Source organism: Fibrobacter sp. UWB13, from assembly GCF_900177805.1.
GTDB lineage: Bacteria > Fibrobacterota > Fibrobacteria > Fibrobacterales > Fibrobacteraceae > Fibrobacter.
On sequence record NZ_FXAX01000002.1, the window covers coordinates 1 to 23,676 of the forward strand.

21 protein-coding genes and 1 rRNA gene are annotated in these 23,676 nt (G+C 40.1%); 3 read left to right on the forward strand and 19 right to left on the reverse strand.

The window, feature by feature from the left end; translation table 11 throughout:
- The 5 genes from B9Y77_RS09790 to B9Y77_RS09810 form a co-directional block, all read right to left on the reverse strand.
- Positions 1 to 91, reverse strand: a 16S ribosomal RNA gene (locus B9Y77_RS09790); the annotation flags it as partial.
- A 422-nt stretch (positions 92 to 513) separates the two neighbouring features.
- A complete protein-coding gene (locus tag B9Y77_RS09795; protein WP_085491486.1) occupies positions 514 to 2,244 on the reverse strand; it encodes an alpha-1,4-glucan--maltose-1-phosphate maltosyltransferase in 1,731 nt (576 codons plus the stop codon).
- 28 nt (positions 2,245 to 2,272) lie between these two features.
- On the reverse strand, positions 2,273 to 4,405 hold the full coding sequence (locus tag B9Y77_RS09800) for a polysaccharide biosynthesis tyrosine autokinase (RefSeq protein ID WP_217807236.1): 2,133 nt from the start codon (positions 4,403 to 4,405) through the stop codon (positions 2,273 to 2,275).
- Positions 4,406 to 4,481: 76 nt separating this feature from the next.
- The gene (locus B9Y77_RS09805) at positions 4,482 to 5,207 is read right to left on the reverse strand and encodes a WecB/TagA/CpsF family glycosyltransferase (RefSeq protein ID WP_085491488.1); all 726 of its coding nucleotides are present in this window, start codon (positions 5,205 to 5,207) and stop codon (positions 4,482 to 4,484) included.
- 74 nt (positions 5,208 to 5,281) lie between these two features.
- On the reverse strand, positions 5,282 to 5,773 hold the full coding sequence (locus B9Y77_RS09810; RefSeq protein WP_085491489.1) for a glycosyltransferase: 492 nt from the start codon (positions 5,771 to 5,773) through the stop codon (positions 5,282 to 5,284).
- Positions 5,774 to 5,924: 151 nt separating this feature from the next.
- Here B9Y77_RS09810 and B9Y77_RS09815 point away from each other — a divergent pair, with 151 nt between their 5' ends.
- Positions 5,925 to 6,716, forward strand: coding sequence for a PD-(D/E)XK nuclease family transposase (locus B9Y77_RS09815; protein ID WP_085491490.1), 792 nt, complete (start codon positions 5,925 to 5,927; stop codon positions 6,714 to 6,716).
- Positions 6,717 to 6,787: 71 nt separating this feature from the next.
- Here the strand turns inward: B9Y77_RS09815 and B9Y77_RS09820 are convergent, their stop codons facing one another.
- Complete coding sequence (locus B9Y77_RS09820) at positions 6,788 to 7,918, reverse strand: glycosyltransferase family 4 protein (protein ID WP_217807237.1); 1,131 nt, start codon at positions 7,916 to 7,918, stop codon at positions 6,788 to 6,790.
- Positions 7,919 to 8,069: 151 nt separating this feature from the next.
- Here B9Y77_RS09820 and B9Y77_RS09825 point away from each other — a divergent pair, with 151 nt between their 5' ends.
- Positions 8,070 to 8,885, forward strand: a complete 816-nt coding sequence (locus B9Y77_RS09825; protein ID WP_085491491.1) for an Rpn family recombination-promoting nuclease/putative transposase — start codon at positions 8,070 to 8,072, stop codon at positions 8,883 to 8,885.
- 88 nt (positions 8,886 to 8,973) lie between these two features.
- Here the strand turns inward: B9Y77_RS09825 and B9Y77_RS09830 are convergent, their stop codons facing one another.
- The 13 genes from B9Y77_RS09830 to B9Y77_RS09890 form a co-directional block, all read right to left on the reverse strand.
- Complete coding sequence (locus B9Y77_RS09830) at positions 8,974 to 9,876, reverse strand: phosphotransferase (RefSeq protein ID WP_085491492.1); 903 nt, start codon at positions 9,874 to 9,876, stop codon at positions 8,974 to 8,976.
- Positions 9,873 to 11,093 carry a glycosyltransferase family 4 protein gene (locus tag B9Y77_RS09835; RefSeq protein WP_085491493.1) on the reverse strand — a complete coding sequence of 407 codons (1,221 nt, stop codon included), beginning with the start codon at positions 11,091 to 11,093 and terminating at the stop codon, positions 9,873 to 9,875. Before B9Y77_RS09835 ends, B9Y77_RS09830 begins: the two co-directional genes overlap by 4 nt.
- Positions 11,090 to 11,494 (reverse strand): nucleoside/nucleotide kinase family protein, encoded by a 405-nt coding sequence (locus B9Y77_RS09840; protein WP_085491494.1) that lies wholly within the window; start codon positions 11,492 to 11,494, stop codon positions 11,090 to 11,092. Before B9Y77_RS09840 ends, B9Y77_RS09835 begins: the two co-directional genes overlap by 4 nt.
- A gap of 3 nt (positions 11,495 to 11,497) precedes the next feature.
- Positions 11,498 to 12,421, reverse strand: a complete 924-nt coding sequence (locus B9Y77_RS09845; RefSeq protein WP_085491495.1) for a hypothetical protein — start codon at positions 12,419 to 12,421, stop codon at positions 11,498 to 11,500.
- Between the two features lie 29 nt (positions 12,422 to 12,450).
- Positions 12,451 to 13,551: a glycosyltransferase family 4 protein gene (locus B9Y77_RS09850; RefSeq protein ID WP_176221742.1), complete on the reverse strand. Its 1,101-nt coding sequence runs from the start codon at positions 13,549 to 13,551 to the stop codon at positions 12,451 to 12,453.
- Positions 13,548 to 14,057 (reverse strand): DapH/DapD/GlmU-related protein, encoded by a 510-nt coding sequence (locus B9Y77_RS09855; RefSeq protein ID WP_139829299.1) that lies wholly within the window; start codon positions 14,055 to 14,057, stop codon positions 13,548 to 13,550. The genes B9Y77_RS09850 and B9Y77_RS09855 overlap by 4 nt, the downstream gene beginning before the upstream one ends.
- Before the next feature lie 85 nt (positions 14,058 to 14,142).
- Complete coding sequence (locus B9Y77_RS09860) at positions 14,143 to 15,204, reverse strand: glycosyltransferase family protein (protein WP_085491498.1); 1,062 nt, start codon at positions 15,202 to 15,204, stop codon at positions 14,143 to 14,145.
- 4 nt (positions 15,205 to 15,208) lie between these two features.
- Positions 15,209 to 16,429, reverse strand: a complete 1,221-nt coding sequence (locus tag B9Y77_RS09865; protein ID WP_085491499.1) for a glycosyltransferase — start codon at positions 16,427 to 16,429, stop codon at positions 15,209 to 15,211.
- A complete protein-coding gene (locus tag B9Y77_RS09870; protein WP_139829300.1) occupies positions 16,426 to 17,658 on the reverse strand; it encodes a hypothetical protein in 1,233 nt (410 codons plus the stop codon). Before B9Y77_RS09870 ends, B9Y77_RS09865 begins: the two co-directional genes overlap by 4 nt.
- 31 nt (positions 17,659 to 17,689) lie before the next feature.
- Positions 17,690 to 18,709, reverse strand: coding sequence for a glycosyltransferase family protein (locus B9Y77_RS09875; protein ID WP_085491501.1), 1,020 nt, complete (start codon positions 18,707 to 18,709; stop codon positions 17,690 to 17,692).
- A gap of 16 nt (positions 18,710 to 18,725) precedes the next feature.
- A complete protein-coding gene (locus B9Y77_RS09880; protein WP_085491502.1) occupies positions 18,726 to 19,832 on the reverse strand; it encodes a polysaccharide pyruvyl transferase family protein in 1,107 nt (368 codons plus the stop codon).
- Positions 19,833 to 19,838: 6 nt separating this feature from the next.
- Entirely contained in the window at positions 19,839 to 21,008 is a 1,170-nt protein-coding gene (locus B9Y77_RS09885) for a Coenzyme F420 hydrogenase/dehydrogenase, beta subunit C-terminal domain (protein ID WP_085491503.1), read from the reverse strand.
- Positions 21,001 to 22,542 carry an MATE family efflux transporter gene (locus B9Y77_RS09890; RefSeq protein WP_085491504.1) on the reverse strand — a complete coding sequence of 514 codons (1,542 nt, stop codon included), beginning with the start codon at positions 22,540 to 22,542 and terminating at the stop codon, positions 21,001 to 21,003. Before B9Y77_RS09890 ends, B9Y77_RS09885 begins: the two co-directional genes overlap by 8 nt.
- Positions 22,543 to 22,716: 174 nt before the next feature.
- On the opposite strand from B9Y77_RS09890, the gene B9Y77_RS09895 reads away from it, so the two are divergent.
- Complete coding sequence (locus B9Y77_RS09895) at positions 22,717 to 23,649, forward strand: PD-(D/E)XK nuclease family transposase (protein WP_085491505.1); 933 nt, start codon at positions 22,717 to 22,719, stop codon at positions 23,647 to 23,649.
- The last annotated feature ends 27 nt before the right edge of the window (positions 23,650 to 23,676 follow it).

The following is a 23,676-nucleotide window of genomic DNA, read 5'->3' on the forward strand; positions in this document are numbered from 1 at the left end:
TTCGCCGCTCGGCATTGCTGCCTCGCTCGACTTGCATGTATAAGACACGCCACCAGCGTTCGTTCTGAGCCAGGATCAAACTCTTCATTGATTTTTTAAAATAGTCTGTCCTGTTTTTCGTAAATAGACTTCCAAGAAATTTTCTTGGGCCGTCACTAAGCACATCTCCGATTCCTTCAATCTTCCCGAAAGTCTCGCGGGCTTTCGCTTTTTCCTTCGTGACTCGGTTTCGGCCTCGTCTCTCAGGAACGGCGCCAATTATAGAATTTTCAGATATCTTTGCAAGGGGTAAATTCGAAAAAAATTTCACTTTTTTTCACTTTTTTCGATAAAAACGGGATGTACTCCGCCGGAAATACACAAAGTCAACAATCTATAAACAGAAATCTTTTTTCGGGGTTTAAAAAAAACGCCCGGGAGCGGAGCTTCCAGGACGTTCTAAACGAGATTTGACTGGATCCTTCGGGGTTACACCCCTCAGGATGACGATTCACTATCGTTTTGGGCGGACGTTTAGATTTTCTTCACCACGAACATGTGGCCAGGAGCCTTTGCAGGGTCAAGCTTCACATAGTTCTTGTTACCACGCCATACATAGCTTTCGCCCGTCACAATGTCCTTCAAGAAGAAGAACGAATCATTCTGGAGACCAAGCTTAGCCATGTCGAGTTCAACAATACCTTCTTGCACGTGGTCCATGTCCATGTTGCACACGCAGAGAATCACGTCATCGCCGGACTTCTTGGAGTAAACCATGAGCTGGTCGTTCTGAGCGTAATGAAAATCGAGGTTATCGTATTCCTGCAAGGCGACATGTTCCTGACGGGCGACATTCAAACGACGAACAAAGTCTTGAATGCCCGGGCCAGACCAGTTGTGTACTTTGTACTGATACTTTTCGCTATCGGCGAGTTCTTCCTTGATCGGGCTCGGGATGTTTTCGCAGAGTTCATATCCGTTATACATACCCGTAAGGCTCGAAAGCGTCGCGGCCAAGAAGTAGCGCTGCTTAAACGCGTTTGCACCTTTGTATGCAAGATACTTCGGGAAGATATCTGGAGTCGTCGGGAAGAAGATACCACGCATGTATTCCTTAGCGTCGGACTGCGTGAGTTCCTTTAAGTACTGTTCGAATTCCCACTTTGCAGAGCGCCACGCGAAATACGTGTAGCTCATGTCAAAGCCAGACTTTGCGAGGCGGTGCATCATCTTCGGGCGCGTGAAAGCTTCGGCGAGGAACACGAGTTCCGGACGTTTTTCCTTCACGTCAGCGATGAGCCATTCCCAGAACGGGAACGGTTTGGTGTGCGGGTTATCGATACGGAAAATTTCAACGCCCTTGTCCGCCCAGAACAAAATAATATTCTCGATTTCCTGCCACAGAGCCTTGTAGTTCTCGTTGTAGTAGTCGAACGGATAAATGTCTTCGTACTTCTTGGGCGGGTTTTCGGCGAACTTGATGCTGCCATCCGGTTCGTGATAGAACCATTCCGGGTGAGACTTCACATACGGATGATCCGGGCTGCAGTTGAGCGCGATATCGAGCGCAAGGCGAAGTCCCTTGGCACGAGCGGCCTTTGCAAAATGTTCGAAGTCCTTCATGGTCCCGAGTTCCGGGTCCACATCGTAATGACCGCCGTTCTTGTTACCAACGGCATACGGGCATCCCGGTTCAAGCGGATTGCCCTTCTTGTCGACCTTGGCGTGGAGCGCGTTGTTTGCGCCCTTACGGTTCGTGACACCAATCGGGTGGATCGGAACAAGGTAAACGGTATCGAAGCCAAGCCCTGCAATGTAGTCGAGCTGCTTTTCGCAATCCTTCCACGTTGCGCTCTTGTTCGGGTCCGTGCCCTGGCTCTTCGGCCACATTTCGTACCACGTACCCACGCGGCTGTAGACCGGGTCCACACGGAGCTTCATCACCGGACTTTCAGTCGGAACGTCCTTCGGTTCCTTGGTCCATGCGCAAATTTTGTATTCGTAATAGCCAATGTTGCCAACCGTGAAGGAGCCTTCCCACAAGTCATTGTCGACAAAGTGCATCGGAGCCTGTTCCCATTTTTTCTTGGAAACGTGGCGGTAAAAAATCGCTGCATCGTACTTTTCGTGACTGTGGCGGAAGATGTCTGCCTGGAGGGTCACGGTATCACCGGGTTCACGCTTGAGCATGAAGCGGCCGCCCTCAATGCTCGGGCGGATATTTTCAATAACGAGATTTTCTTTTAGAGTTGGAATAGTTGCCATAATGATTAGAATTTAGCAAACTTTATGATTACGATTTCTTCTTATCGCCGTATCTGTAACGGTAACCATAACCGTAGCCATAGCCGTAACCGTACCCATAAGACGAGCCATCATTGACGCACTGGTTCAAAGCAATAGCCACCTTCTTGAGCTTTGCGATATTGAGCTGGTCAATCGTTTCCTGGATGACTTCCAAGGAATGTTTCTTGTATTCAATCACGACAAGACCAAAGTCGACCAACTTGGCAACCGCCTGGGCATCCGAAACAAGCGAATTCGGCGGAGTGTCTATCACAACAACATCGTACTTAGCCTTGCATTCGTCAATGAGATCCGCAAAAGCCTTGGAACTGACCATTTCACCCGGATTCGGGGCACGGGATCCCTTTGGCAAGAAATACATTCCCTCGCCCATATCGATAACGCAATCTTCCAGTTTGCTGTTATTGATCAAGATATCAGAAATACCTTTTTCGCGCGAGTGCGAAAGGCGGGACTTACGCAAGTCAGCGTCCACAAACACAACTCGCTTATTTTGTTTGGCAAACAGGTACGACAAGTTCAGCGACACAAAAGACTTACCCGCACCAGGTGCAACACCCGTCACCATAAGCACGCGCCCGCCCTCATCGAGGAAAGAGAACTCCAACGCCGTGCGGAGCGTACGCACTTTTTCAACAGCAATATCTTCAGGATCCGCCTTCGCCAAGATAAAGCGCTTGTCGCTAACGCCCGGCAACTTGCGGCTGATTTGCGTCTTAGGAATCTTGGCATAGACACTCACGCCCGTTTCACGTTCGATTTCAGAAGAAGAACCGACACCGCGATTACGCATGGTATGCAAGAGGTATATCAAGATGACGCTGAAAGCAAAACCACCACCAAAACCTGCAAGCATAATTTTCTTGCGGTTGGGCTTGGACGGTTTTTCTCGAACATAAGCGGGGTCCACAATGCGCACGTTACCTATTTCGCTTGCTCGAACCACGCGCAACTGCTGGATGTTGTTCAAAACGGACGTGTACAGCTGGTTATTGATTTCTACATCTTGCTGCAACTTCAGCACATCTTGCTGGGTGGTCGGCAACTTTTTAGTTTTGCCTTCTTCCATTGCAATTTCTTTGCCCAAGCGCTGTTGCTGTTGCAAAATAGCCTGCATCGCCGGGTGGTCTTCCTTGAACAAGCGAGCTTTTTCCTGATATTCCTGCTGCAACATGAGCAACTGCGCTTTGAGGTCAACTTGTCTTTTAAGAGTGCCCTGAGCTTCGGCTCCGAGGTCGATAGTCCCCATCTTATTGCGGTAATTTGTCAACAAACGTTCCGAAGAATCCAATTTTGCTTTGATAGACGGCAGCTGTTCTTCCAAAAATTCCAAGGACTTTTCAGCCTCAGCACTGCGCATTTCGACGTTCTGGCGCACATACGCCTGGGCAATCGCATTAAGCACGTTGGCGACACGATCCGGATAACGCCCCGAAAAGGAGACTTCCAAGATATTCGAGTTTTTTTCTTTTTCATAAGCGTTAATCGCCGACTGCAACCCTTCGGCAACATTCAATACAGAAGACTTAGACAAGCTAAACGACTGCCCTGGCGCTGCATAAATCGCCTTAACACAAATTGCAACGGTATCCGCCCCCATAGGGATGCGATACGTCTCTCCGATTTTACCCACGACAAGACTTTGCCCCATCGGCGAGAACAACTCGTACGTATCCTGCGACTGGACCACGGCAATCCACTTTTTACCCTTTAGGCTTTTATCTTCTCTATCCATTTTAGGCGGTTCAAAAAGATCCAGGTCCATTCTGCCTTCGCGGCGCATGAGCCTATCCACAATACCCTGGGGTTCCGCGGTATAGTTCAAATGCAACTGTTCGACCACAGGCATCAAGACACTCAAGCTCTTTATCAAATGGATTTCGGCAACTGCCGGGCTCTTCGCATCGAACAAGTCGCCAAAGTCAGAAACAGCCTTGCTACTCTTGGACTTCGTATCAAGCTGCAACATCGTCTTATTTTCGAAGGAATCGCGAACATAGCGAGAAACCACGACTCCAACAAAAAGTCCAATAATCGAGAAGAACACAACAAGTTTCCAATGGCGCAAAATGCTATCTAGCAAATCAAAAGAATCGCCAGCCTTGGCAGACATAAACATTGGTTGTTGCGGATTTACTTGTTTATTATTTGGTGTAATTGTCATATATATTCATTCCAACTATCAATGTAAGCCATTAAATCCCTAATTTTTCTCGGACGACAAGCATCAAGAACAGGGTATTGCCAAACACATAGCGACGCCACATGCGGCGCGGCTCCTTCAGCAATCGATAAAGCCATTCAAAACCAAACTTTTGCCAAATCATCGGAGCACGCTTGTAAGTCCCAGCAAAGAAATCAAAAACCGCACCAATGGTCCCCACATGGCAATGGATGTTCAAGCGGTCCCAGTTGGCGTAAGCCCATTTTTCCTGCTTGGGCGCCGTCATCCCAATCCAAAGCAAATCCGGATTAGCTTCGTTAATTGCCTGGATCATGTTTTGGTCATCTTCGATCGTGAACTGAGGCTTGTACGGAGGAGAGTAAGTCACCACTTCCAAATTCGGATACACCTTGGCTGCCTTTTGACGGATGAGCGTCAGCACCTTTTCGCTGGAGCCAAGGAACATGACCTTGCCCCCCTTCTCGTTCAATTTGCGCATTTCGTACACAAAAAGGTCCCATCCGGCAATGCGCTCCTTGGGGCGGGATTTGCCCTTAAGAAACCGGCAAACACGGACAATGCTTATACCATCGGGGATCAGCACATCGCCTTTAGTCAGAGCTTCTTCAAACAAGACGTCTCGACGGGCGTTGTTGTACGAGAACGCGTTAATCGTATTGATCAACAGCTTGCCCTCGGGGAGGTTATCCAGTTCAGCTCGACTACAGAGGAGATTTAACTCTTTGATGCATATCATATAATGTACCCATATCCGCTACATTAAAGATAGTTTACTGTAACTATTTTGTAAACTTATTTTTGTTGTAATTTTCAGAAACTGCAACTTTTTTTCAATATTTCTACAATACGTTTTTCAAAAGACTGTAGTGTAAATTCGGACTTGAACTTTTTATACCCGTTTTCGCCATACTGGATTCGCAAATTTTTATCAAGCAAAAGCGTTTCTAAGGCTGTAGCCAAAGATTCAGCATTATTTCGTTCGCAAATCAAGCCGTTTTGACAATTTACAACCATATCCGGAATCCCACCCGCAGCATTTTGGGTGACGTAAACCAAGTCTGGCTGGAATTCTTTTATCGCCTTCTTAAAGCGCTTTAGTTGAGACAACGGATTGAAAATTTTCTTGACGCCGCCCTTGCCAATATCTTCAAGATTTTTGGCAAGCATCATATTTTCAAAACGGCAGTCAAAAGAATTGTTCACGATTTTTGAATCATGAATATACTTGCCAACCATCGCCGCACCGTGAACCGGAGGCGGCATGTGCATAATGAAGAGGACTTTGGGTTTAGAATTTATCATAAAACAATTCCTTCTACGCGGCTTCGTTGCAAACAGTTGATTGCAAAATGCACCCTTTCTGCAAACGGTTGTTTGCAAAATTTACAAGGTTCCGCTTTTTCAAATTTTTCCGTTATAAATTAGGAGCTCTAAACTTAACAGAGGTATAATTATGACTATAAAATCTTTTGACGATCTTGACATTACCGACCCAATTATGTTCGGGCTCGTTTTCAGCAACAAACACATCGCTAAGCCCTTCATAGAACACCTGTTGGGCATCAAAATTGACCATTTGGAGACACCCATTCCAGAAGCTGTTTTGAGTTACGATGCCGAGCATAAGGGCGTCCGTTACGATGTTTTCGCACGCGAAACCAACGAAACTGGAGAAACAGTCCGTTCGTTCGATTTGGAAATGCAGATGGTCGATACCAAGGAACTCCCGCAGCGTGCGAGGTACTATCAAAGCGTGGACGACGGAGTTGCTCTTTCGAAGGGTGGGTTTTACACAAATCTTAAGGAACAATACATCATTTTTCTGTGTCCCAAAGATATTTTTAAGCATGGATTCCCGATTTACCACTTCGAAAATAGGGCTAGAGAGGACACTAACATAACTTTGGGAGACCGTACCTTCAAGAATTTTTATATATTTGGTAAATACGAGGAGTTCGAAAATCCAGTTGTCAAAGCTTATATGAAGTATTTTGCGACACGGAATGCCAATTCCCGTGAAACGAAAACAATCAACGACCAAGTATCCTTTTACAAGGCAGACACTCTCATAAGGAATAAGTATATGACTTACGAATATGAAATTCATGAAAGAGAGGAAAAAGTAAAGCTTGAAATGGTCGATGCCATGTTTGAAAAAACCAAATTGACCGACGAAGAAATTTCCTCCATTTCGGGCATTTCCCTGGAAGAAATTCAAAAGCGCCGTGCACAACATCAAAAATAAAATTGGGGCTTTTCACATAAGCAGCCTATTACGCCCGAGTCAATCCCGGGCTTTTTTTACAAGGGCTTTTATCACGACAACACATCTTTCAATATCCCGGCAAAGCAGTTTTCAAAAGACTGTAGTGTAAATTCGGACTTGAACTTTTTATACCCGTTTTCGCCATATTGGATTCGCAAATTTTTACCAAGCAAAAGCGTTTCTAGGGCTGTAGCCAAAGATTCAGCATTATTTCGTTCGCAAATCAAGCCGTTTTGACCATTTATAACCATATCCGGGATCCCGCCCTCGTTCGTCGAAACAATCGGGAGCTTGAATTCCATGGCTTCAATATTTACCAGTGGGAAAGCTTCGTTATGGTAAAATGTCGGGAAAGCAAAAACATCGGCATTTTCAAAATAAGGTGTTTTTTCGGAGCCGTATTTGCGCCCTGCATAAAACGCATTCCCCTCCAATCCACGATTTTTCACTTCTTCTGCAAAACGCGCCGCATTCAGTTCATCAGTTTCGCCACCGACAAAATCACAAGTAAAGCGAACCGACCGATCCTTCAAAATTTTCAACGCATCGAGAAGAACAATTACCCCTTTCGAAACAATCAAGTTAGAAAGGAATAAAATCTTAGGTGTCTCGTTATGACGTTCAGCAACGGGTTCTTTTGGCAACGATTCAGGAATCCCATTGGGGCAAATATACACATCCTCTTTTGATACATACTTCTTTACATCTTCGTAAAGAACATTCGCCAAAAGAATAACCTTGAGCCCTTTAAAGAACTTTTTATACAGGATATTGTCCAGGAACTTGCCTTGCCGACTAGCAACACCCTTGTTGTGGTAATGAACGACAATCCGCGCATTCGGGGAATATTTCTTTAAGCAACGCTTGATGTACTGAACGACAACGAAATCCTTATAGAACGCGCTCCCCGCTGCATTGGGAGTAATGTAAACCAAATCCGGCTGGAATCCTTTTATCGCATTTTTAAAACGCGTCAGCTGAGACAGCAGATTGAAAATCTTTTTGACACCGCCCTTGCCAATATCTTCAAGATTCTTGGCAAGCATCATATTTTCAAAACGGCAGTCAAAAGACTCGTTCACGATTTTTGAATCGTGAATATACTTGCCAACCATCGCAGCCCCGTGAACCGGAGGCGGCATGTGCATAATGAAGAGGACTTTTGGTTTAGAATTTATCATAAAACAATTCCTTCTACGCGGCTTCATTGCAAACAGTTGATTGCAAAATGCACCCTTTCTGCAAACGGTTGTTTGCAAAATTTACAAGGTTTCGCTTTTTCAAATTTTTCCGTTGTAAATTAGGAGCTCTAAACTTAACAGAGGTATAATTATGACCATAAAATCTTTTGACGATCTTGACATTACCGATCCGATTATGTTCGGGCTCGTTTTTAGCAACAAACATATCGCGCAACCATTCATTGAACACTTGCTGGGCATCAAAATCGACCATCTGGAGACACCTATTCCTGAAGCAGTTTTGAGTTACGACGCGGAGCACAAAGGCGTCCGTTACGATGTTTTCGCGCGAGAAACCGACGAGAAGGGTGAAACGATTCGCTCTTTCGACTTGGAGATGCAAATGGTCGATACAAAAGAACTCCCGCAAAGGGCTAGATACTACCAAAGCATTTGTGACGGAGTCGCCCTTTCTAAAGGAGATTTTTATACCAGCCTTAAGGAACAGTACATTATTTTTCTGTGTCCCATAGATATTTTTGGGCGAGGATACCCCATTTACCACTTCGAAAACAGGGCACGTGAAGACACTAGTGTTACCTTGAACGACCTCACTTATAAAAATTATTATATATTTACAAAGTACAAGGAATTCTCTAATCCGGTCGTCAGGGCGTACATGAAATATTTCGCGACCAAGAACGCGGACATCAATGAAACCAAAACGATTAACGACCAAGTATCTTTTTACAAGGATGACACCCTCATAAGGAGTAAGTATATGACATACGAATTTGACATTTACCAAAGCAGACAAGAGGGCCGTGCAGAAGGGAAAGCCGAAGAGAAACTTGAAATGGTCGATGCAATGCTTGCAAAAACCAAATTGACCGACCAAGAAATTTCCTCCGTTTCGGGTATTCCACAAGACGAGATTGCAAAGCGTCGCACGCAACATCAAAAATAAAACTAAGGCCTTTCCCATAAGCAACCTATCATGCCCGACTTCGTCGGGCATATTATGCTTATATCGGAATCCATTGAAAGCTTTGAGCTTAGAATTCAGCATTCAAAGTTTCCTTATACCGGGCTAACATATAAGCATCCTGCTTTCTCGTAAATTCATCAACTTTCAATAAAGCAAAGTCTTTGAAATACGGAACCCAACCGTCAATATCGGCAGATTCAAAATAAGAATCTATCAACGTTCTATTTTCTTGCATTACTTTTTCAAAAGACTCTTCTCGACGAATTAAAAACGATGTCTGGAAAATGTACGTGAATAAATCATGCCCTAAAGACCTTTCCCCCGCCATTTCCCAATCAATTATTTTAAGACAACCGTCGCTCTCAAGCATATTCCACGGACAAAAATCACCGTGCGAAAAACACGTCTTTAAGCCATTCAATTTCAGCGTCTCGTCATAATGATAAGCTCGGAGGGTTTCAAGAATTTTCAAGATTTCGTCATTAGAGACCTGATCATGAATATGGTTTCCCTCAACACATTCCGTTTTCAAAAAAACATAATCATCGGTAACTTTATAATCAAACAGCTTAGGCTCTAATCCTGAATCAGCCAACTTCTGATACACAAAAATTTCGTTGGAACTCAGCTTTTGGGCATTCTCTTTTCTAGAAAGCTTAGCAAAGAAACGCCGACCCACCCCATCATAACCCAAGATACTCTTCTTTTGATCCGGGCTAGGCGTTCCAAAATTTATGCCGAAAACAGAATCTGCCCCCAAAAGTGATTGCAACAATTCAAAATCTTGCACAGAAGATGATTCAACCCTATTAAGATAGCGCACCAACGAACAATGCAGAAAAAACCACCAATACAGTTTGGCAACAACGCTACCATAATTTCCATACAACGAATAGATAAACCGACTTTTCTTTGTCAGTTTCGGAAAAAAGTAGCTTGTCGTTCTCGTTTTGAATCTATAAAGGGTCATTTATCATCCCCAGCAACGGCATTTTCATAAATTTTGCAAAGAATTTCAGACTTACTTTCCCAAGAATTTTCTTCGGCTCTTTTTATAGCCCCTTCAGAAAGCCGCTTCAATAGAGTTCTGTCTTTATTCAACCGATCAATGGCTTTTGCAAAATCACAAACAATTTGACGTTTATTATCTACACGTATTTTTATGCCACAGTTGTCCGTAATCACATTAGCAAAACCTAAATGATTCAGAGCAACAACAGGCAATCCTAAAGACAGAGCTTCCAACAAAACCGTAGACGTAGCATCACTCAACGAAGTCTGCACAAATACATCACAACCTTGCATAATCAGCAAAGCATTCTCTCTCGGCAAATTTCCATGCCAAACGACATTTGTCAAATGCAAATCATTCGACAATTTCATCCATTCTTTTCTTTTTGGACCATCACCAAGAATATGCAATTCAACATTATCAAGTCCAACAATTGATTCCAGCAACAAGTTGAGGGACTTTCTAGGTATATGCAATCCGCTCCAGCAAAGTTTCAAAACTCCATCCGCTTGAGAAAAATTCTTCCCCGGCTCAGTCATTTTCGTTAAGCCAACTTCTGGTAGAATAACGTTGTCTTTATGGAATAAACGTTTTACAGTATCGGAGTCCTCTTGGGTCGCGCACATAATTTCAGAGGCTTTTTCAATAGCATTTCTAACCCTACGAGAAGTCCTCATTTGCCATAAGTTGAGCAGATTTCTACAAGTATAGAAAACCAGCCCATAAAAGCCCATTGTATAGAGCAACTTCCAAGGAGTTATATTAAATCCACCGATAGGTCCCCACACAAAAGGCTTGTTCATTCGCCACAAATAACCAGGTTCACGATACCCGATCATATTTAGCTGGTGTACTAAATCAAAATTTTCTTTTTCATCTAGCTCAAGAGCAAGCTTTAGAACCTTCTTTTGCCAAGCCTTATAAAACCAATAATAGGATGGCGGCCAAATTTTACGCAATAGATTATGACGAGCTCTTTTTACAAAATAGAACTTGCAACATTTAAATTCGTCTGGATGACTTGCCAAATATTCAGAAATTGCGCTTTCGTATTTACTTTCTGTGATTATATGCAATTCATGATTTTTCGACAAACACTTTACAAAGTTCCAGCCCATTCCGGGTTCGGAACCTTGATAAGGAGAACAAGCGTATGCATTAACCAAGACTTTCATCGAACATCATCTATTTTAAAACGTTTACTCATCATAGCAGTAATAGCCTGCATCGCAGCTTCGATACTTTCTTCTGGCTTTACAGTTGTATCGATCCAAACTGCATTTTTTCTTTTTTCGCAGAAATCTTTCAATACAGCCGTTTGGCGTTGGACCTCTTTTAAGGAAGTTTCAGGCTTACGGGCGTAAATCTTTTCAGGATCTCCACCCAAGCACAAAATCAAATCAGGTTTTGGCAAAAAAAACTCACCAACACGAACAACCCAATTAGGCAATTTGACATGAGAACGTTTTTGATCTAGATAAAATTCATAATAATAGCGGTCAAAAATGAACACCTTGCTCTTTGAATGAATAGGTAACCAAACCTTTTTCATGAATCCAAACGTATAATCCAGCATATACTACCCCCAGCGAACAAGGGACATTGCAAAACCAGACTGCTTACCCGCATGAGGATTACTTACAACCTCGACTTCTTGACCATCTTTGGGCTTTTTTCTCTTGCCGAGAACAACAGCAATATCAGGCAACCAATTGGGCCGAAGATGGTTGTAAAACACCCATTTATGAAACGCTTCATTCAGCCAAGTAGTAATACTATTTATAATAAAGCTCTTTCCACTTCCATCAGAACCTTCAACAACAATCACATATCCAATTCTTTTTTTTAATAATCTCAATAATGTTGAGCATCTATGTTGTAGAATAGTACAAAACTGATTATGAGTAACTTTTTCTCTCAATAGTTTCTGTAATAATTTGGAACATTGCATTAAACCATTTTTCGTAGCATTCTTTTCTATCAGCGATGAAACCTTTTTCCCATATATATTATAAATTTCATCAAAGCATAATTTATTATTTGTATATTCATTTAAAAAAGCATCCACATACTTTTCCTTAGCAGTTCCATTATGAATAATCTCTTTGAAAAAATCTACATAAAAACCTTTCTCTAAAGAAAGAACTTTAATGGAATTATGGTCTATTAAATAATTTTTTAAATAATGATACGGATAATATTCACAACCTAAATATCTAATACCATTGTCCAAAACATCCATTTGCACGCCCCACCCAATCGTTATAAATCTATAAAAACGGGTTGAAGGATTTTTATAAAAAGCAGCTAATACTATGCTGTTTTTTTGAGCTATCGTTCTTACTAGCGAATCAAATAAGTCTATATTACCACAAACAACAATGTCTATATCACCATTTCCAGTACTCTTAGGTAAATTACGATATTCCCCATATACGAAATAATCAATACTATTTTCATTTATTTGTGAAAAGAAAAGTGTTAGGAATTCTTCTTTTGTCATATAAAAACCATCTTAAAAAAATTCTAGGATTAAAAAAATTGACGAATCATATTCTCAAAACAAACTAAAAAATTGTCATTCATACCATTATTCCTTAACTTCAAAGGAATCGTAATAGGATTTGTTTTTTCAAAAGTACTTTTTAATAAATTGATATATACGCTTTCGTTATACGGATCTATAATATTCCCATTAACATTTTCCTCGATTAAACAATTACTACCAGCTAATTTACTTATAAGGCAATAACACCCACCAAGCAGGGCTTCATTCGTTACAGCGCCAAAAGGCTCTTGAACGCTTGGCAACGTAAAAACTTGAGCAATATTATACCAAGCATAAAGCGGATCCCCCTCTAGACGGCCTGTGAGTATAACATTATCCTTTCCTTTTACCATCCCTTGAATTTTACCAATCTCAGGACCATCACCGACAACGACAAAAACAGAATCCTTTACATTTGCTTTCTGAAAAGCGTCAATTGCGAATGAAATATTTTTCTGTCTAACGAGCCTACCAACAAACAATAAAACCTTTTTCCCTTCAAGATTATATTTTTTTACATAATCCTGACTAGTCGGCATAATCCGTTGCAAACGATTTCGAGCCCTTTCGTCATCAACAATTATAGGCATATAAACACCTTTGCCATATTTTTGCTGATAATATTCAACTACTCTCGGCTCTACATTTATAGCGTTACTCATAAAGGGCATAAGAATTTTTGTCGCCCATTTATGCTTCCAAGAAAATTGGTTATTCGCCGCAACCATATCATAGCTGTCATCAACCATACTTATAATTTTATACTTTCCTCGAGTAACAATTTTATGTAAAACAGCAATTATTGTAACAATACCGAATTCAGATACTATTACAGCATCATTTTTTCTTAAAGACAATATTTTCCAAAGTTGAACGAACCAATAAAAAAGGCCTAGTTCATCTTTTACAAGATAATTAGGTTTGAAATTAAACTGTTTTTCTATTTTCGTATAATCAAATTTTTGACTTCTTAAATTACGTCTAAATAAGCAAATTTCAGCATCAAAACGTTTGCTGAACTCATTAAAGAAATCTATACGATAAGGAGCAATAACAGGATGGAATATCAAAAGTTTCTTTTTCATTTTTTCCCCTTTGACATCACTATACATGGATTTCCGTATACAACGCTATTGTCAGGAATATCCTTCATTACAACTGTATTAGCTCCAACATTTACATTATCTCCTATATGAATTCCTCCCACAACAACAGTGCCAGAACCCAAAGTAACATTATTACCAATAGTCGGTTTTGAATTATCTCTTAAATTTTTTGTTCCAATCATAACATGAGGATAGCAAACAAAATTGTCGCAAATGCTAGCAGCATTTAGATGACAACAATCATTATGTACAAAATGAGTATGCCGACCCAATTTACAACTAAAGGGTAATTTCAAACTATTTTCCCCAGAAAGGATCCAAGAATAGAAAATGGAAGTTTTTCCCATACGGTGATAGAACAAATTTCTATTGTATTTTGCAAGCACAAGTGTTCTAACCAAATTTCCACAGCTTCCAAAATCACTTCTCACAAGTTCTTTTTGTTTTGACGAAGATATGAAATATGTGATTTGAGAAGGAATCATCCTCCACCAATAAAAAATGAACTGAAATAAGCGAAATACACTTCTTGTTTTATTTTCCGCAAAGATTTTTTCGCAATACATAAAATTAATCCTTTATCCCTGTAAATTTCAAAAAAGCATTTTTATACTCTATATGTTTCTCCAAGTATTGAGCAATATTTTTCCTAAAATGTTCTCGGACATCATACGTTAAAAACATTTCAGGGTTAAGCGATTCAATACTATCAAACAATATTCCTAATTGCTCTTGCTCAATGAATTGCATAGCAAAAGTTCTATGCCCAACAACAGGAACACCAGCAAATAAAATATCTAAGACAACTCCACTACTTCGTTCTGCATAAACACCGTGATAATTCAGTATACAGAATCTCGTTTCAGACATATATTTACAATAATCATTATCATTTACAAAACCAAGCTTCAAATCGATATTTTCAGCATTTTTACAAACATCGGTTAACTCTTTAGCAATTTTTTCATCACAGGGTTTACCAGCAATTAGAATTTTGTAGTGAGTTCCAGCAAGATGTTTTGCCGTTTCAACAACCCCCTTATCAGGCCAAATTGTTCCAATAGAAATAAAATCATATTTCTTTTTTTCATATGGAATTTCATCTACAGGAATTTTATTCCCCGCAAAGATATAGTCAGGAACTAAACAATATGGATTTCCATATGCATTTCCAACCTTTTCATTAGAAAGAATAAAACCTTTTATTTTCTTTTTTACAAAGAAATACACTATTTTCTTTATGACATTAGATATTGCATCTGTATCATACGTTATCACATAAATATTATTTCTGCTTTTTGCAAATAGAATAATGCCTATAAAAAATGTAAACACAGCGGAATGTTGCATCACAATAACATCATCATAATTCGTATTTTGAAACAAGTACTTACAATTCTTTATTACATTAAGTTTATTCTTAATTTTTCCAAAACAGGATTTATTTTCAAAAGGAAGATGGAACATTCTGCTCTTATCTATTTTTTGCTCATATACAGAACCACCCGCAATTTGGACATCAATATAATCACTATAAAGATCAATATAATTTTGTGCCAACGATAAATAATGACCCGTTGGTCTTCCACCATTATTGACACTTTTTACATCAGCAAGAATAAGTCTTTTCATATAATCAATTTCCTATTACACTATGATACAACTCTAGATACTTTTTATACTGAAGTTTTGAAAAAAGATGGGAACGTTTTAAACATTTTTCACGCGAATATTTTATCGGATTAGATATAATAACATCAATCGAAATTAATAGGCCTTCAACATCACACTGTTCCACTACAATTCCCGTACATTCATCAACAGCTTCAGGACTTCCACCAGTCTTAAACATAACTACGGGCGTTCCAGAAGCCAAAGCTTCTATATTAACAGTCGGGAAATTATCTGCTAAAGTCGGATTGACAAAAACAGAAGCCACCTGATACCAGGCAACCATTTCTGCAAAAGTCCTTGTTCGCCCAGTACAGAGAATTCCAAGTTTTTCCAATTCACTTTTCAAACTTTGAGGAACTCCGCCTACTAAGACGATTTGATAATCAGAAGACATCCTTTTTGCAAGTTCTTCAAAATACACAAGACCTTTTCGGGGTTCCCAATTTATAGCACAACCAAGAACAATTTTTTTAGTTTTATCAATTCCATAACATCCATATACATCAAAATCAGATGGAGATGAAAATGCATCAATATCAATGCCGTTATAAATAACTTGCACATTTTTAGTTTTAAAAAAAGACTGCTTTACAAAATCGGCAAGCCATTGTGAAGGTGTTACAATATGCAAGTTCCAAATTTTATTAAACCATTCTTCCCTAAATTTCCGCAGCCATTCTGTATTTGCAAAATTCTTTATATAAAGTCCACCCTTATCTGGGCAATTACGGCATTCATCTTTCCACCTTTCACATTTTATCTCATCAAAATAAGGGCACCCCCCAGTAAACGCCCTACAATCATGAAACGTCCAAACAACAGGAATATGATTCTTATTCACATAGCGAATCAACATCGGGAAATTTATATGGCACTGATTTACTACATGAAAATGAAGAATATCCGGTTTGAATTTTTTTAGTTTTCTTATTAAATCCCATGTATCCAAATGAGACCAGCAATCCTGTTTGCCAAAAAACTTAAACAAACCATAATGCAAATGCCAATTGAATCGTGAACCAAAGCAAACTTGATTCGGCAAAACACATCTATGATTTAGACCACTATTAGGAACAAAAAGCTTTACCTCATTATCTTCGTTTGATTCAACAATCGATTTTAAATCCCTATAGAATCGCGGAAAAAAACCTTGATTAGATCCATGTAAAATTGCTACTTTCATAATTTTTCACCTTCATAAAACAACACAGCAATTTCATCATCATTCATATTTAAAAAACGTTCCGACAAGCAGCACCCAAGCAACATAAAAAACAACATGTGATAATAACGAGCCCCAGTCAAATCACACACAAAACTGCAAAAATACCATCCAGTAACCACAACAGCAATGCATTGAACAAATTTATTATTTGACTTCCAAAGCCCCTTATATATTGCATAAAAAAACAACAAAAAATAGAAAAACACATAAACAATTCCTCCATGCATCAAGAAATTTAGAAAAGGGACCTCCGAGCCAATACGTCCAAACCGCCCATTTGTACCTTCATCAAACCATAAAGAATAATAATGAGCAAAAGCACCTTTTCCAAACATCCAGCTATTTGTTTTTGTTAAATCTAGAGCCATTTCACGATATAAAAATGTTCTTGTATCAGTAGCAAGGTCCCTATCATCCGTTTTTCCAATTATATAAGTTTGAGCTTGTTCAAAAAAAGATGGTTCATTACGATTATTACTATACAACAAAGAAACAAAAAGAAAAAAAGGCAATATTACACAAGAAACACAAAAAATTTTTGTAACAGCTAATTTTTTTACAATAAAAACAAGAAAGAATGCAGCAAAAGCAAACAATAGATAAAGAAAATTGGCTCTTGTAGGATTAAGCCCCAAAGTAGCCCCCAACACTGCATGAAGAACAGCTACACCGATTAGTAGTTTGTAGCTACGTTTAACATAAGGTACAAATACTGGGAGAACTAAAACGATAGTGGCTAAAGGAAATTTAAACAGAAAAATAAAAAATGCTCCAATAAGCATATACTGATAATTTATTCTTTCCGCATAAAGAATATTCGCTGGTTCCGTAGCAAGATATGTAAATAAAGGAGGCAATAAAAGCAATGCACAATATTCATTTCCAAATAAAGTCATCCATTTATTCCCAAAAGCATACATATCAGCATCTTCATTAAACACGGAACGCAATATGGAAAAAACACTCAAAGCGAGAATTATGCGTAAAATTGCATTTGATATTTTATCAAAATCATTACTCCGAATATAGCCATATGGGAAAATGAAGGCTGACAAAATCATTAAAGCTGAAAAAATAGTTTTTACAACACCAGGAGCCTGAAAATAAAGCCCCCAAAAGAAGCCTATCGCTATAGAGGCAATCATCACTAAAACAATAGTCTTTTTCGATTTTATATAAGAATTCATAATTAAAAAATACTAAATCAACAAAAAAGATCTATATTTTTTTTAAAACATCACTCGTTTGTTTCGCAATTTCAGTCCACGAAAAATATTTTTGCACATACGCAGAAAGTCCATAATTATATTTCGGGCGCAAAGCCGCTTTTATCGCAAGAATTGTTTTGTCAATATCCATTTCCGTTACGGAAATATATTCTTCAGGAATATAACTGTTATCAGGATAATTCGAAGCAACAACAAGATTGCAACCCGTAGCCCCCGCTTCAAGAACTGCATTATTTGCAGTATAACGAATCAAAGGCAAAAATAGGACAGAACATTGACAATACAATTTTTTCAATCGTTCATCAGAAATTCCGTTATGGAAAAGAATACGTGAATGTTTTTTTATTTTTTGTTGATTTTTCTCGCTAGCAACAACATTTATAACTAGGGATGGGTCTTCGATCAAAAGCCGTTGGTACACCCTATCTGCAAAGTCATAATCTCTAAGCCAGTTTCCAACTGTCAGCAGCATATGTTCTTTATGAATAGATTCTTCAGGTCTATAAAAATCAGTACATATACCATGAGGAATAAAAAAAACGTTTTTTCGTCCTGTAACACATTCAAACTTTTCTAATTCTGATTTTCCAACTAGAATCACCGCATCCAATTCTTTCAGATAGTTCAAAAAACGAGGATTATGTTCAAACCATTCAAACGGCTGATGAAAAGTACAAACATATTTATTTTCTTTTCGCAAAAGCCATTTCGGCAACCTAAAGAATATATTTTCACCATAAATAAAGTGAAAAACATTGTTTTTGGAGATACATCCAATTTGAATAACTTTCAGAAGATAGAAAGGAATATCGGGAATATGAAACAATACATTACACAATTTGTGAATGATTCGTCTAAACAATTTTTTTGAAGCACAATTTTCAATATACTGCTGGCAGTTAATCTTTTTATTATATGCAAGAAAATCTGATATTTTATCATATCCTGCATGAGTGTTTCTATGGTGAGAAAACGCAAAGCCTAAATAGATGATTTTTCTTTCACTCATTTAATCAACTCCGACTTCATCTGGGCATGGAATCAAAAAATAACATGGATTCAGCCCGCTCTTTTTGAAGAACTGCATTGGCTTCGCTAAAATCAATGTCTTCGCTGAAAAAAGATTCATCAAGGTTTTCTTCTGAGCATACCTTTCGGTTTATAAGATTTGTCTTTTCCAAAAGGCTGTCTATGCGGCTGCTGAACCTGTCTGGTGCCACAGTGACAAAGTTCTTGTTGAAATTGATTGAAAAGGCTGTCCCATGAAAAGAACTCACCACGACATAGGATGAATGTAAAATTGCGGACAGGAACATGTCGGGAGTGGCGTAATAAATATGGGAATCACAATCCGGGATTTCCTTTGATGTTCCCGTGTAGCTGACTTCGACTACTTTCAACCCTTTTTTCTGTGCAATTTTGCGTGCTATTCTTGAAATGATGAAATCCCGTTCTTTCGATTCGACTGAATACACCAACAAGTACGGCTCCGTTACAATTCTTGGAGCTGCATATTTCGTCCATTCGTTCCTGTCAAGCAGCAACGTCGGATCCAGAACTTCCTTGGCGGAGATTCCTATTTGTTTTAGCAGATCCACGGCATTTTTTTCACGAACCGTTATGCAGTCGTATTCGTCCAGCAGTTGCTTGGTTTCCGCTTTGTATTGTTCCGGGATTTCGGACATTCCTATGCTTGCGGCATAGGCTAATTTTGGGGCATTCTTGGGGGCGAACGCCAAATAGAAAGCCTTGTCAATCCCGTGATTGTGGCTTGTATTCCAAACTTGGTCACTGCCTGTCAAATATATGTCAGCCTTGGGAGGGTCTTTCTCAAGTTCCGAATAACTGGAGTATTGTTTAGTAAGACTCACGTATTGGGAAATGAACTTGTGGCAAAGCTTGATTTGGTTTATCCATTTATTTGGAAATAAAAAGTCTCTGATTAATCTTATCGGATCGAGAAACGGGGTCCATTTTCTTAGCCTGCTTTTGGGAAACAGACATTTGCGTTTATAGCGAATAATTTCAACTTTTACGCCATGCCGTTCCAGGACCAGGGTCAGTGCCAGGGCCTGTAGGTACGTTCCAAAGTTCGGGTTGTCAAAGATTGTGATTAGCGATACTTTTTTCATGCTGTTCTAACCTAAAAGACGGCGGACTTTGTTGAATAGGCGGCGGATCAAGGTCGGCTTGGCATTCAACTGCAGCCTGTACTTTTTTATGATCTGTTTGTAACCTGTTCTTGCCGCGTCCTTGTAAAAGGTATCTCGACCGGTTGGCCTGCTGGAACTTCTTACCAGCTGTTCGTTTCCGCCGTTGATGGTTTCTGTTATGTCGCGTTTATCGAAAAAAATATCTGATTTTATTGAACCAAATAGAACTTCACCTTTTGGGGTGTTCACGGACACCATGGAACATCCGTCCTTGACATCCTCCCAGGCCACATTCCCTATTCCCCAGAAATCGGCTAATGTGATGTCCCCAACTCTATTGGTTGTAGAATACTTGCAGTGAAAACAGTTAGGACGGTGCATCAGTCCTTTTAGGAAGGCGTCAAGATAAAAAGAATGCAGTCCTTGGATAGGCCTGTTCTCTACCTGTCCATTTTTTTCATAATCGACATTGGCATTTGTACTCCAGCTGTCTAATTCTCTGAAGTTATACGAAATGAAACCCTTAGTGGAATCCTTTATGTCTTTATGGACCCTGGCAAAAAAGGTTGGGGACGGAACTCCGTGGCAGACAATGTCTATGGTGAAAAGATTTTCGGCATGTCTTTTTGCCAGGTTGGTTACGCCTGCTACTTGGCATGGGGTTCCCGAAAAAAGAACTTTCCGTCCTTTTTTCAGCTCGCCAAGGACTGTTTTCAGTACCAGGGCGTCAATGCAGCTCTGGACATACTTGCTTCCTTGTAGCTTGCGTAGGTCATCTTCTGACTTGACAATGACATGGCTTACGAAACCCGTTTCTTCATTTAAGGATGCGCCGACAACGCATCCGCCGTCTCTTAAGATTCTTCTTGCAAGAACTGTAAAGAGTCCGCCGGATGAACTGTGCCTACGGATTTTTGGGTCCAGGGCCCAGGCCGCATAGACTTCACCATCGGATTCCTTTGCCAAAGGATTAATTACGGGGCATATCCTGCGGCATGCATTGCACCCTACGCACTTGTCGTAGTTGATCTGTGGGCGTGGAAAGCCTTCTGCGTCAAATGTCATTGATATGGCATTTTGTGAACATGCCGCTGCACAGGCTCCGCAGCCGGTGCAGTCATTTTCTGGGCAAAGTTTGACACACACCTTATCCATGGCATCTCACCTTTTTTATAAAGACACCCATCTTGTCATTCAACAGGGTTCGCTCGTTTTTCTTCAGTCCCATGAAGTAGACGGATGCCGCTACCGAAACCATTGAAATGGAACCGATGATGAACAGTGCAGCCAGTCCCTCCGGCATCCTGAAAAAGAGCAATAGCGGGATCCATATGGAAATGCATACGACCTTCAAGATCGGCAGCAGTACTTCCGTTGCGTATTTCGTAAAGGATAGGGATATCATGTTCTTTATGATGAACATCCTTGCCGTATGGGCCAGGATGACTGCAACAAAATAGACCCAGTAGACAGACTCGGGACGTCCTCCTGCCTTCAGGACGAAGTAGGATACGGGGGCGATCATGAACATTATGCCGCCAACAACGATCTGATAAAGCTTTATTTTTCCTGAAGCCTGCTGCGCACAGCTTATCGCTCCGCCCAGAGAGTCTACTGTGATCAGGGCAAGGAGAATCCGTATGAAGTTCACGGTGTGTTCTGGAGGCGTACCTAGCCATAGTTTAACGATTATCGGAGCTTCCAGTATCAAAGGCAGAGACAACAGGTACAAGAGGAAGAAACAGTACTTTGAACTGGCGAATATCAGCGTGTGCATTCTGTCGAGTTCGTTTTGTGCATAGCTCTTGATAATCTGGGGATTTAGGGCTAGCTGAAAATTCGAACTGAATCCGACAACTGCGTTTTGTACCTGCACCGCGATACCTCTGGCTGCGTTGACGACAGGGCCGAAGAACATGTTCAGAATCACGTTTAATCCATGGGTGTATCCGACAAATGCGACCAGACCAACCATGGACCATCCCGCAAAATTCGAGATTTCTTTAAGGATTTGCTTGTCGAAGACAAATTTGTATCTGCATTCCGCAAAATGCCGCTTGCAATAAAAACCGTATATGAGTCGTATGACAATGGATAATGCAAACAGCAGTACGGCATATGTTTTCAGGCGATCCCATGGAGAAACATCGATGAAATAGGCTATTCCTAATTTCGTAAATGTTTCGAAAATGCTTATGAAAGCAAATGCCGACATTTTTTCATGGGCAATTATGGCCGCATTGTATGGTACACTAACAAGTCCAACAACAAAAGTAACAACAGAGCACTGCATTACAAAAAACGCAGCATTCAATCGATCTACAGGAATTACCATTTTGTAGGTCAAAAACCAGTTACCAACCAGCTCTACAAGGACGACGATGAAAATTGAAATTGCTATCTGAATGTTGACTGATGTAGAAAACACTTTATTTAACTTTTCAGGATTGCCACGACCAAGTTCAAAAGTGACAAACCTGCTTATTGCTGTAGACAAGCCATTTGAAAATATTGCGAATAAAGCAACAAAGCCCCCCACTACATTATATATTCCAAAATCATCTACTCCAAGAGTTCGCAGAATTACTCGACTAGTAAACAAACTCACAAACATAGTGAGCAACATACGAAAATACAGCAACAAAGTATTTTTCGCAATTCTCTTGTTATTTTCGTGTTCTGTAGCCATAATTCATATTAAGCATTCAATATATGCTTATCCCACCGCCTTATACTCTGTCACCAACTGTTTGCAATCTCCATGATTTTGCAAACGGTTGATTGCAAAATTTACAAAGTTCTGTTTTTTCGAAAATTTCCGTTGTAGATTTGAGCCTCTAAACTTAACAGAGGAAATCATTTCATGAACCGTATACAATTCATTCAATTCGTCAAAGATGTCCACGAACATCCCGAAAGACTTTCCTACTATCGCCAAAAATACAAGAACATCTACCCCTTTAGCGATGGCATTTTCAAAATCTTGATGGCTAGCGAAGGCAAGCAGATGAGACTCGTCAAATTCCTTAACGCAATGCTTGGTCTCAAAGGTAGTGCAGCAATTAAAGAATTTAGTTTTGGAGTTCCAGAAAATCCTGGCGTTCTCAATGACAAGACAGCCATTTTCGACATTTATGGCACTACGCAAGCGAACGAGCCTGTTCTCATTGAAATCCAGCAAAATTACAATAGGCTTTTTGTCGACAGACTGATTTACTACACATCTCGCGTAATATCTCGCACCGTCAAGAAGGCTCAAGATTACAAGCTTCCTCATATTTACGTTCTCTCCATTTTGACAGACAATCAGTTCAAAAAAGAGAAAGACCGTTATTTTCATCACATGAGGTTTGTCCGCAATGAAAATTTTTTCTACAAGAAATTGGATATATTCTTTGTAGAAATCGAAAAATTCTTCAAAATTGAAGATACAATCTTGCCACAGAAACGGGAAAGAACAGATCGTGCTGAGATACTGCGTATTTTCAGGGCTATTTTGGAAGAGAAAGAGATTTCTGAAGAAAAATTGGTTAAATTTCTTGATAGCGACTTTGCTAAGGATGTATCCATGGTAGGGTACACCGACGAAATTCTTCTGAACGAGGTTGACGGTATGACTGATATTCTTTATGAAAAACAAGGGTCTTTCCTGGATGGTCAGGACGCAAAGGCTCTTGAAGTCGCACACAACCTTTATAACAAAGGCATTGCCAACGATATCATTGCTGAAACAACGGGTGTTCCAATCAAGAACATCCGTCGTTGGAAACGCAAAAAGGTTCTGACGAAAGTTTAGCACTTGGTCCTGATTCAAACCATTCCC

Coding starts and splice junctions, on each gene's coding strand:
- B9Y77_RS09795 (WP_085491486.1), bottom strand. CDS start 2,244: ATGGCAACTATTCCAACTCTAAAAGAAAATCTCGTTATTGAAAATATC.
- B9Y77_RS09800 (WP_217807236.1), bottom strand. CDS start 4,405: ATGTTTATGTCTGCCAAGGCTGGCGATTCTTTTGATTTGCTAGATAGC.
- B9Y77_RS09805 (WP_085491488.1), bottom strand. CDS start 5,207: ATGATATGCATCAAAGAGTTAAATCTCCTCTGTAGTCGAGCTGAACTG.
- B9Y77_RS09810 (WP_085491489.1), bottom strand. CDS start 5,773: ATGATAAATTCTAAACCCAAAGTCCTCTTCATTATGCACATGCCGCCT.
- B9Y77_RS09815 (WP_085491490.1), top strand. CDS start 5,925: ATGACTATAAAATCTTTTGACGATCTTGACATTACCGACCCAATTATG.
- B9Y77_RS09820 (WP_217807237.1), bottom strand. CDS start 7,918: ATGATAAATTCTAAACCAAAAGTCCTCTTCATTATGCACATGCCGCCT.
- B9Y77_RS09825 (WP_085491491.1), top strand. CDS start 8,070: ATGACCATAAAATCTTTTGACGATCTTGACATTACCGATCCGATTATG.
- B9Y77_RS09830 (WP_085491492.1), bottom strand. CDS start 9,876: ATGACCCTTTATAGATTCAAAACGAGAACGACAAGCTACTTTTTTCCG.
- B9Y77_RS09835 (WP_085491493.1), bottom strand. CDS start 11,093: ATGAAAGTCTTGGTTAATGCATACGCTTGTTCTCCTTATCAAGGTTCC.
- B9Y77_RS09840 (WP_085491494.1), bottom strand. CDS start 11,494: ATGCTGGATTATACGTTTGGATTCATGAAAAAGGTTTGGTTACCTATT.
- B9Y77_RS09845 (WP_085491495.1), bottom strand. CDS start 12,421: ATGACAAAAGAAGAATTCCTAACACTTTTCTTTTCACAAATAAATGAA.
- B9Y77_RS09850 (WP_176221742.1), bottom strand. CDS start 13,551: ATGAAAAAGAAACTTTTGATATTCCATCCTGTTATTGCTCCTTATCGT.
- B9Y77_RS09855 (WP_139829299.1), bottom strand. CDS start 14,057: ATGATTCCTTCTCAAATCACATATTTCATATCTTCGTCAAAACAAAAA.
- B9Y77_RS09860 (WP_085491498.1), bottom strand. CDS start 15,204: ATGAAAAGACTTATTCTTGCTGATGTAAAAAGTGTCAATAATGGTGGA.
- B9Y77_RS09865 (WP_085491499.1), bottom strand. CDS start 16,429: ATGAAAGTAGCAATTTTACATGGATCTAATCAAGGTTTTTTTCCGCGA.
- B9Y77_RS09870 (WP_139829300.1), bottom strand. CDS start 17,658: ATGAATTCTTATATAAAATCGAAAAAGACTATTGTTTTAGTGATGATT.
- B9Y77_RS09875 (WP_085491501.1), bottom strand. CDS start 18,709: ATGAGTGAAAGAAAAATCATCTATTTAGGCTTTGCGTTTTCTCACCAT.
- B9Y77_RS09880 (WP_085491502.1), bottom strand. CDS start 19,832: ATGAAAAAAGTATCGCTAATCACAATCTTTGACAACCCGAACTTTGGA.
- B9Y77_RS09885 (WP_085491503.1), bottom strand. CDS start 21,008: ATGGATAAGGTGTGTGTCAAACTTTGCCCAGAAAATGACTGCACCGGC.
- B9Y77_RS09890 (WP_085491504.1), bottom strand. CDS start 22,542: ATGGCTACAGAACACGAAAATAACAAGAGAATTGCGAAAAATACTTTG.
- B9Y77_RS09895 (WP_085491505.1), top strand. CDS start 22,717: ATGAACCGTATACAATTCATTCAATTCGTCAAAGATGTCCACGAACAT.